This window comes from Pyxidicoccus fallax, assembly GCF_012933655.1.
GTDB lineage: Bacteria > Myxococcota > Myxococcia > Myxococcales > Myxococcaceae > Myxococcus > Myxococcus fallax.
This window is the reverse complement of the sequence record NZ_JABBJJ010000453.1, coordinates 1-8496: the sequence shown is the minus strand read 5'-3', so window position 1 is coordinate 8496 and position 8496 is coordinate 1. Positions and strand designations below refer to the sequence as shown.

8 protein-coding genes are annotated in these 8496 nt (G+C 70.6%); all 8 read left to right on the top strand.

Annotated features, from left to right (window positions below):
* The coding region (locus tag HG543_RS48600) for a two-component system sensor histidine kinase NtrB (RefSeq protein WP_169351792.1) at nucleotides 1–1376 on the top strand (1376 nt) is incomplete at its 5' end.
* On the top strand, nucleotides 1376–2809 hold the full coding sequence (locus HG543_RS48595) for a sigma-54-dependent transcriptional regulator (RefSeq protein WP_169351791.1): 1434 nt from the start codon (nucleotides 1376–1378) through the stop codon (nucleotides 2807–2809). The genes HG543_RS48600 and HG543_RS48595, both read left to right, overlap by 1 nt.
* A 210-nt stretch (nucleotides 2810–3019) precedes the next feature.
* Nucleotides 3020–3667 carry a type IV pilin protein PilA gene (pilA, locus tag HG543_RS48590; protein WP_169351790.1) on the top strand — a complete coding sequence of 216 codons (648 nt, stop codon included), beginning with the start codon at nucleotides 3020–3022 and terminating at the stop codon, nucleotides 3665–3667.
* A gap of 134 nt (nucleotides 3668–3801) precedes the next feature.
* Nucleotides 3802–4668 (top strand): ABC transporter, encoded by an 867-nt coding sequence (locus HG543_RS48585; RefSeq protein ID WP_246357840.1) that lies wholly within the window; start codon nucleotides 3802–3804, stop codon nucleotides 4666–4668.
* Nucleotides 4665–5672 carry an ABC transporter ATP-binding protein gene (locus tag HG543_RS48580; protein ID WP_169351789.1) on the top strand — a complete coding sequence of 336 codons (1008 nt, stop codon included), beginning with the start codon at nucleotides 4665–4667 and terminating at the stop codon, nucleotides 5670–5672. Before HG543_RS48585 ends, HG543_RS48580 begins: the two co-directional genes overlap by 4 nt.
* The gene (locus HG543_RS48575) at nucleotides 5672–6439 is read left to right on the top strand and encodes an ABC transporter permease (RefSeq protein ID WP_169351788.1); all 768 of its coding nucleotides are present in this window, start codon (nucleotides 5672–5674) and stop codon (nucleotides 6437–6439) included. Before HG543_RS48580 ends, HG543_RS48575 begins: the two co-directional genes overlap by 1 nt.
* 23 nt (nucleotides 6440–6462) lie before the next feature.
* Nucleotides 6463–7473: a prepilin peptidase gene (locus HG543_RS48570; RefSeq protein ID WP_169351787.1), complete on the top strand. Its 1011-nt coding sequence runs from the start codon at nucleotides 6463–6465 to the stop codon at nucleotides 7471–7473.
* A gap of 16 nt (nucleotides 7474–7489) precedes the next feature.
* Nucleotides 7490–8496 (top strand): histidine kinase dimerization/phospho-acceptor domain-containing protein (locus HG543_RS48565; protein ID WP_169351786.1); only part of this gene is annotated, 1007 nt, incomplete at its 3' end.

Here is an 8496-nt window from a genome sequence, read left to right as displayed (position 1 = left end):
GCAGCGTCAGAAGAGTATACGAGACAGACGCCTGGGTCCAGGTCGTCGGCGACATCGTCATCGCCACCGGGCTGGTGTACCTGAGCGGTGGCGCGGACTCGCCCCTCACCTTCCTCTACAGCCTGGCCGTCATCGGCGCGGCGGTGGTGCTCGACTGGCGCGGCGCGCTGTGGGTGGCCGCTGCCTCCGCGGTGGGCTTCTGCGGGCTGGTGCTGGCGCTGTGGCTCGCGGACGGCGCGCCCGGCAGCCCGCTGCCACCGAGCCGGATGCTGTTCGTGCTCGGCAGCAACCTGCTGGCGCTCGGGCTCATCGCCGTGCTGGCCGGCTACCTGGCGCGCCAGCTGTCCGCCACCGGCGGCGCCTTGTCCGCCCGCGAGGCGGACCTGCGGCGGCTGGGGCGGCTGCAGCAGCAGATTCTCTCCTCCATGCCCTCGGGGCTGGTGACGTGCGACGCGCGGGGGCGCGTCACGTACGTGAACCCCGCCGGGTGCGCCATCCTCCAGGTCGATGCGGCGGACAGCGTGGGCATGGAGCTGGAGGCGCTGCTGCCCGGCGCGTCCAGCCTGCCTCCCCGCTCTCCTCGCAACGAGCTGGTGGTGGGCGCGGGGAACGGCCGGCGCATCCTCGGCCTGTCGGTGACGCCGCTGGAGGGAGAAGAGGGCGCGCTGCTGATGGTGTTCCAGGACCTGACGCGGCTGCGGCGGGTGGAGGAGGACCTGAAGCGCGCGGACCGCCTGGCCAGCCTGGGGGCGCTCTCGGCGCAGCTGGCGCACGAGCTGCGCAACCCCCTGGCGGCCATGCGGGGCTCCGCGCAGCTGCTGGCCCAGGACGCGCGGGACGCCATGGCGCAGAAGCTCACCAACATCCTCCTGCGGGAGTCCGACCGGCTGGCGCGCCTGGTGGAGGACTTCCTGCGCTTCGCGCGCCCGCCGGAGCCGGCGCGCCGTCCGGTGGCGCTGGAGGCACTGTTGCAGGAGACGGTGGACATGCTGCGGGCGGACCCGCTCGCGCGGGACGTGCGGGTGGAGGTGGCCACGCCGGAGCCCCTGACGGCGGCGGTGGACCCGGACCAGCTCCGTCAGGTGCTCATCAACCTGGTGCGCAACGGCTTCCAGGCCGCCGGGCCCCGGGGTGAGGTGAAGGTGGCGCTGACGCGGGCCGAGCACGAGGCGCGCATCCGCGTCTGGGACTCGGGGGGCAGCATCACGGAGGAGATGATGGGGCACATGTTCGAGCCGTTCTTCACCACCCGGGACGGGGGCACCGGCCTGGGGCTGTCCACCGCGCACTCCATCGTCCGGGCGCACGGGGGCTCCATCCAGGTTCGCTCGAGCCGGGAAGAAGGGACGGAATTCGTGGTGGGGTTGCCGCTGTGATGACACCGCAGTCCGCAGAGGGTGGCGTGCGCGGGCACGTCCTGGTGGTGGATGACGAGCTGTCCATGCGGGAGTACCTGGAGCTGCTGCTCCACCGCGAGGGCTACGTGGTGACGAGCGTGCCCGCGGTGAAGCCCGCGTGCGAGCTGCTCGCGCAGGATGGGGTGGACCTGGTCATCTCCGACATGAAGCTGGGCACCGGCAGCGGCCTGGACGTGCTGCGCGCCGCCCGCGCCCGCCCGGAGCCGCCCGAGGTGGTGCTCATCACCGCCTATGGCTCGCCCGCCGCGGCGGTGGAGGCCATGCGCGAGGGCGCGTACGACTACATCTGCAAGCCCTTCGACAACGAGGAGCTGCGCCTGCTGGTGCAGAAGGCGTTGGAGAAGCGCCTCCTCCGCCAGGAGAACCGGGGCCTGAGGGCGCGGCTGCTCCCCGGCCTGGGCATGGCGGTGGGGCAGAGCTCGCGCATGCAGGAGGTGTGGGCCCTGGTGGAGAAGGTGGCCCCCAGCCGCAGCACGGTGCTGGTGACGGGCGAGAGCGGCACCGGCAAGGAGCTGGTGGCCCGCGCCATCCACATGCGCGGCAGCCGGGCGGCGCAGCCCTTCATGCCCTTCAACTGCGCGGCCCTCAACGAGGGCACCCTGGAGAGCGAGCTGTTCGGCCACATGAAGGGCGCCTTCACCGGCGCCATGCAGGACCGGGCGGGGCTCCTGGTGTCCGCGGGCGAGGGCACCGTCATGCTGGACGAGGTGGGCGAGATGCCCCTGGCCACGCAGGTGAAGCTCTTGCGCGTGCTGCAGGAGAAGAAGGTGAAGCCGGTGGGCAGCGCGGCGGAGGTGCCCTTCAAGGCGCGCGTCATCGCCGCCACCAACCGGCGGCTCGAGGCGGAGGTGAAGGCGGGGCGCTTCCGCGAGGACCTCTTCTACCGCCTCAACGTCATCACCCTGGAGCTGCCCCCGCTGCGCGAGCGCGCCGGGGACATCTCCCTGCTGGCGAACCACTTCCTGGCCCGCATGGCGGAGGAGCTGGGCCGGCCGGCGCTGCGCTTCGCGCCGGAGACGCTGGTGCTCCTGGAGCGCTACGCCTTCCCGGGCAACGTGCGGCAGCTGCAGAACATGGTGGAGCGCGCGGCCACGCTGTCCGACTCGGACCTCTTGGGCCCCACCACGCTGCCCCCGGCCGTGCGCGGCGAGTCCGAGCCGGTGGCGCGCACCGGGGACGGGAACGAGCCGCGCCTGGGTGGGGGCTTCAACCTCGAGCGCCACCTGGACGACAGCGAGCGGCGCTACCTGCTGGCGGCGCTGAAGCAGGCCGGCGGGGTGAAGACCCGGGCGGCGGAGCTGCTCGGCCTGTCCTTCCGCTCCTTCCGCTACCGCCTGGCCAAGCACGGCCTCACCGACGACCTCGAGCCCGGAGGCTCCGTTGACGCGTAGCGGCGGAAGTGGCGCCGCCCCGGGTGGAGATCGACAGTTCTCGTCAGTCCTGCTGCCGAATTTTGTCAGCCCTGCAACCTCAGAATCCAAGCGGGGCAGGGGGGCGCTACGGAAATCAGCCACTTGGGAATAAAGCCCCGCTGGCATACCGCGTGCTAATGTCCTCCGCGGGCGCAGTGCCCCACTGAAAACCCTCCCTGAGGACCCCCAATGCGCGTTTCGCGTTTCAACCCCCGCAACCGTGGCTTCACGCTCATCGAGCTCATGATCGTGGTCGCCATCATCGGCATCCTGGCCGCCATCGCCATCCCGAACTTCATCAAGTTCCAGGCGCGCTCCAAGCAGTCCGAGGCCAAGACCAACCTCAAGGCCCTGTACACCGCGCAGAAGTCGTTCTTCTCGGAGAAGGACCGCTACTCTGAGTTCGCCAACGAGATTGGCTTCGCTCCGGAGCGCGGCAACCGCTACGGCTACCGCGTGTCGCCCGCCGGCACCTGCGAGGCGCGTGACGCGGCCACCATCACCACCGGCGCCGCCGCCATCACCTGCATCGAGAACGACTCGTTCCGCTTCGGCGCCAACTCCCGCATCGCGAACCCGGCCCCTGCCACCGGCACCTTCACCACGACGGTCGCGGGCATGTCCGCCACCTTCGGCGTGCTGCCGGCCCTCGCCAACTGCCCCAACTGCAACTTCTTCGCGGGCGCCGCGGGCAACGCGGACAACGAGGCCACCACGGATGACTGGGTCATCGCCGGCTTCGAGGGCGTCGGCGGCGCGACCGGCTGCTCCGAGTCCGGCAACATCGCCTCGGGCACCCCGTACAACACCCGCAACGACGTCGCCTGCGACAACTGATTCGGAATGAACGGTGGCCCGGCCACTGTTCTTCGGGCCGCCTTCCCTTGGGGGGGCGGCCCTTCGCTTTTCAGAGGACCCGCGTGCTGATTCGTATTGCAGCGTTGTGTCTGGCTGTCTGCTCCATTGCATTGATGGCTGACAAGCCCGCCAAGCCCTTGAGAACGAAGGACGGTCCCATCCTCCCACGCCGCGAGTTGCTCGAGGTGCTGGGGGCCGCGCAGAAGCCGTTGATCGCGGACTTCTACTGGCTGCAGGCCATCCAGCAGATGGGCCGCGCCAACACGCATACCGAGTACCGGGACGTCTTCTTCTTCGCCGACCTGGCGACCGACCTCGACCCGAAGTTCCGCTACGTGTACGAGTGGGGCGCCATCGCCACGCCCTTCAACCTGGGCCGCGAGCAGTGGGTGAACACGGACTTGTCCTCCCGGCTGCTCACCAAGGGGCTGGCGCAGTTCCCGGACGACCGGCGGTTCATGTTCCAGCTGGCCTACAACAAGATGACCTATGACCGGGACTACAAGGGCGCCGCGGACCTGCTCACGGCCCTGGCGAAGTTCCCGGACATGCCCGACTACATCGGCCACCTCGCCACGCGCCTGTACGCCCAGGCCGGCAGCTTCGACTCGGGCCTGCACATGGCGGAGATGCTGCGCGACAGCGCCGACGACGACGAGGCGCGGGCCTTCTACGAGCACCGCATCAAGGAAATCCTCCGGGAGCGGGTGCTCACGGAGATTGACCAGGCCGTCTCCGCCTTCCAGAAGGACCACGGACGGCTTCCGCGGGTGGTGCCGGAGCTGGTGCGCATGGGCTACCTGAAGGCCACGCCGGAGGACCCCCTGGAAGGACAGTTCTTCATCGACCGGCGGGGGCGCGCGCGCTCCACGTCGGGACTCTACAGGTTGGAGATGTACGACGACGCCAAGAAGAAGGAGTTGCAAGAGGACCTCGCCGCGGGCGGCATCGTGTTCGGTGACGAGGAGGGCACGCCATGACGGCGGCGACGAAGCTGACGGCGCCCGAGGCGCCCGTGACGTCCGAGGGCCCGGCGCCGGTGCGCATCCGAGGCCTCTCCAAGACGTACCGGGTGGGCTTCTTCCTCAACAAGCAGGTGAAGGCGTTGCAGGGCCTGGACCTGGACATCGCGCCGGGGCAGGTCTACGGGCTGCTCGGCCCCAACGGGGCGGGCAAGTCCACGACCATCAAGATCCTCATGGGACTGGTGCGCGCGTCCCAGGGCGAGGCGCTGCTCTTCGGTGAGTCCCCGGACCGGCCGCACGTGCGGCGGCAGGTGGGCTTCCTGCCGGAGAACCCGTCCCTCTACGAGTACCTCACCGGGCGCGAGTTCGTGACGCTCGCGGGGCGCATCTTCGGCCTGAGCGGGCAGGAGCTGGACCAGCGGGTGACGCGGGTGCTGGGCGAGGTGGGCATGGGCCGCGCGTCGGACCTGCAGATCCGCCGCTACTCCAAGGGCATGGTGCAGCGCACGGCGCTGGCCCAGGCGCTCATCAGCCAGCCGCGCCTGCTGGTGCTGGACGAGCCCACGTCGGGACTGGACCCCCTGGGCCGCCGGCAGATGCGCGACATCATCCTCGCCGAGCGGGAGAAGGGGACGACCATCCTCTTCTGCACGCACATCATCTCGGACGTGGAGGCGCTCTGCGACCGGGTGGCGGTGCTGGTGGGCGGCAAGCGGGTGCAGGAGGGCAGCGTGCAGGAGCTGGTGTCGGCGCGCACGCCCTCGGTGGAGCTGGTGGTGCATGGCCTGCCGCTGGAGCAGCTCCAGGCGCTGGGCTTCACGTACGAGCACGCGCAGCAGCTCGACAGCCGCGTGCGGCTGCGGGTGCCGGACGCGGACGCGCACCGGTTGCTGCAGGCCGTCATCGCCCAGGGCGGGCGCGTCAGCAGCCTGCAGCCCGCGCGCTTCTCGCTGGAGGATCTCTTCCTCGAGGCGATGCAGAAGGCCGGTGGACAGACCGTTGGAGGAGAGATTCAGTGATGGGTGCTTTTACCGCCATGGCGTGGAACGGCTTCCGTGAGGCGCGGCGCAACCGCGTGACGGTGCTCGTGGCCGCCTTCGCGCTGGTGCTGCTGTTCGCCACCACGCTCGTCACCGAGGTCACCGTCAGCACGTTCGACCGCGTGGTGACGGACTTCGGCCTGGGGGTGATGAGCCTCTTGCTCGTCTTCCTCTCCATCTTCCTGTCGTCGGGGCTGCTCAGCCGCGAAATCGAGCGGCGCACCATCTTCCTGATGGTGTCCAAGCCGATGTCCCGCAGCCGCTTCCTGCTGGCGCGGCTGGCGGGCAACATGCTCACGCTGGGCGTGCTGCTGGTGGCCATGACCCTCTTGTTCTGGATGCAGCTCGTCCTGCACCGCTCGCCCATCACCCAGCCGCAGCTGGCCGCGCTCTGGGGGCTGTACCTGGAGCTGTTCGTGCTCACCAGCGTCGGCTTCCTGATGTCCACCTTCGCCAGCCAGCTCGTCTCGGCGCTGGTGTCCACGGGCCTGTACTTCGCGGGCCACCTGTGCGGCGACATCTACAACCTGGGCGTGAAGTCCAAGGTGGAGCTGGTGCAGTGGGTGAGCAAGGCCGTCTACTACGCGCTGCCCAACCTGGAGCGGCTGAACTTCCGGCCGCGTGCCACGTACGCGCTGCCGGTGACGGCGGCCGAGCTGGGCAGCGCCACGCTCTACGCGCTGGGCTGGGGCGCGCTCTTCTGCGTGCTGGCCACGCTCGTGTTCGAGCGGCGCGACTTCCGCTGAGGCTCGGGTAGGATGCGCGCCCCGTGACACAGACCTCCCTGCCGGGGCTCTTCGGGCCCATCTTCACCCTGTTCCTGGTGGTGCTGGGCCTGTGCGTGGGCAGCTTCCTCAACGTCGTCATCGCGCGGGTGCCGGCGGGGCAGAGCATCGTCCACCCGCGCTCGCGCTGCCCGAGGTGCGGGCACGAGCTCTCCTGGTACGAGAACATCCCGCTCGTGTCCTGGCTGGCGCTCCGGGCGCGCTGCCGCGGGTGCAAGACGCCCATCTCCGCGCGCTACCCCCTGGTGGAGCTGCTCACGGGGCTGCTCTACTTCGCCTGCCTGCGCCGCTTCGATTGGACGTACGAGCTGGTGCCCGCGCTGGTGCTCGTCTCGCTGCTGGTGCCGCTCACCTTCATCGACCTGGACCACTGGATACTGCCCCTGTCCATGACGGTGTCCGGCACCCTCGTCGGACTGGTGCTCGCGGTGCCCCGGGGCATGGACTTCTTCCGGGACGCGGCGCTGGGCGCCGCGGTGGGCTTCCTGACGTTCCGGCTGATGGAGTACGTGGGCTGGAAGGTCTTCAAGAAGGAGGCGCTCGGGGCGGGGGACAAGTACCTCGTCGCCATGCTTTGCGCGTTCCTCACCTGGCGCGCGCTGCTCGGCATCCTCCTCTTCGCCTCCATGCAGGGCGCGGTGGTGGGCATCCTGATGCTGCTGGCGACGGGCCGCGCCGGGCCTCGCACGGAGGGCGTGCCGGAGGAGGAGCCCGAGGGTGAGCCGCCCCCGCTCACGATGACGTGGGACTTCACCCGGCCCGGACTCCCCCTGTGGAAGCGGCTGGTGCTGGTGCCGTTCTGCCTGCTGTTCCAGCCCATCCCCGACGCGCCGCTGGACGAGGAGGGCCAGGAGGAGGACTGGGTGCCGGACCGCACCAGCATCCCCTTCGGGCCCTGGCTGGCGCTGGCGGGGCTGGAGTTGTTGCTCTTGAGCCCCTGGCTGGCGCGGGTGCTGCCCGCGGACATCGCGCTGATGCTGACAGGGCTGGCATGAGCGCGGGGGGCTCGCGGTGAAGTGGCGCATCGCCAGCGTGGCCTTCCTGCTGGGCTCGCTGTCCACGGGGCTCATCTGGCTGTCGGTGCAGTCGGCCCTTCTCCGGCTCCTGGAAGGGGTGCGCCGGCTGGCGCCGCCGGGCGGCCCGGAGCTGGAGATGTTGGCGCGGGTGAAGGGGCTGTTGCCCCTGCTGCTCGGGCTGGACCTCGTGGCGGTGACGGTGCTGGCGTACGTGGTGCTGGATTTGACGGTGGGCCGCCCGCTGCGCAGCACGGAGGCGGTGGTGGAGCAGTTCGGCCGGCTGGAGCTGGATCCGCACATGGTGCCCATGCAGGGCGGCCCGCTCTTGTCGCGCATCCAGCGCGCGCTGCAGCGCATGGCGGAGGCCCTGCGCACGGAGCAGGCCCTGACGCGCTCGCAGATGGCGTCCTTGCGCGAGGCCAACGCGCGGCTGGCGCGCGCGCAGACGGAGCTGGTGTCCTCGGAGCGGCTGGCCACGGTGGGCCGGCTGGCGGCGGGTGTGGCGCACGAGGTGGGCAACCCGCTGTCGGGCATCCTGGGCTACGTGGCGCTGGCGCGGATGAAGGCCACCACGCCGGAGCTGAAGGACTTCCTGGAGCGCATCGACCACGAGGTGCAGCGCATCGACCGCATCATCCGCGGCCTGCTGGATTTGGGCCGGCCCGGGGCGGCGTCGCTGGGGCCGGTGGAGGTGGGCACGGTGGTGGAGACGTGTGTGCGCCTGGTGCGCGCGGCGCCGGAGCTGGCGGGCGTCACGGTGGAGCTGGGGCTGGAGCCGGGGCTGCTGGCGCGGGCGGACGCCGGGCCGCTGTCGCAGATTGTCATCAACCTGCTGCTCAACGCCGCCCAGGCCATGGGAGGGCAGGGGAGCGTGCGCGTGCGCACCCGGACCGAGGCGGGCGAGGCCCGGCTGGTGGTGGAGGACTCGGGGCCGGGCATCTCCGCGGACGTCATGCCGCGGCTGTTCGAGCCCTTCTTCACCACCAAGGGGCGGGAGGGGAC

Excerpts from the sequence above, each read along its gene's own strand:
- HG543_RS48595 (WP_169351791.1), top strand. The coding sequence starts at position 1,376 with ATGACACCGCAGTCCGCAGAGGGTGGCGTGCGCGGGCACGTCCTGGTG.
- pilA (WP_169351790.1), top strand. The coding sequence starts at position 3,020 with ATGCGCGTTTCGCGTTTCAACCCCCGCAACCGTGGCTTCACGCTCATC.
- HG543_RS48585 (WP_246357840.1), top strand. The coding sequence starts at position 3,802 with ATGGCTGACAAGCCCGCCAAGCCCTTGAGAACGAAGGACGGTCCCATC.
- HG543_RS48580 (WP_169351789.1), top strand. The coding sequence starts at position 4,665 with ATGACGGCGGCGACGAAGCTGACGGCGCCCGAGGCGCCCGTGACGTCC.
- HG543_RS48575 (WP_169351788.1), top strand. The coding sequence starts at position 5,672 with ATGGGTGCTTTTACCGCCATGGCGTGGAACGGCTTCCGTGAGGCGCGG.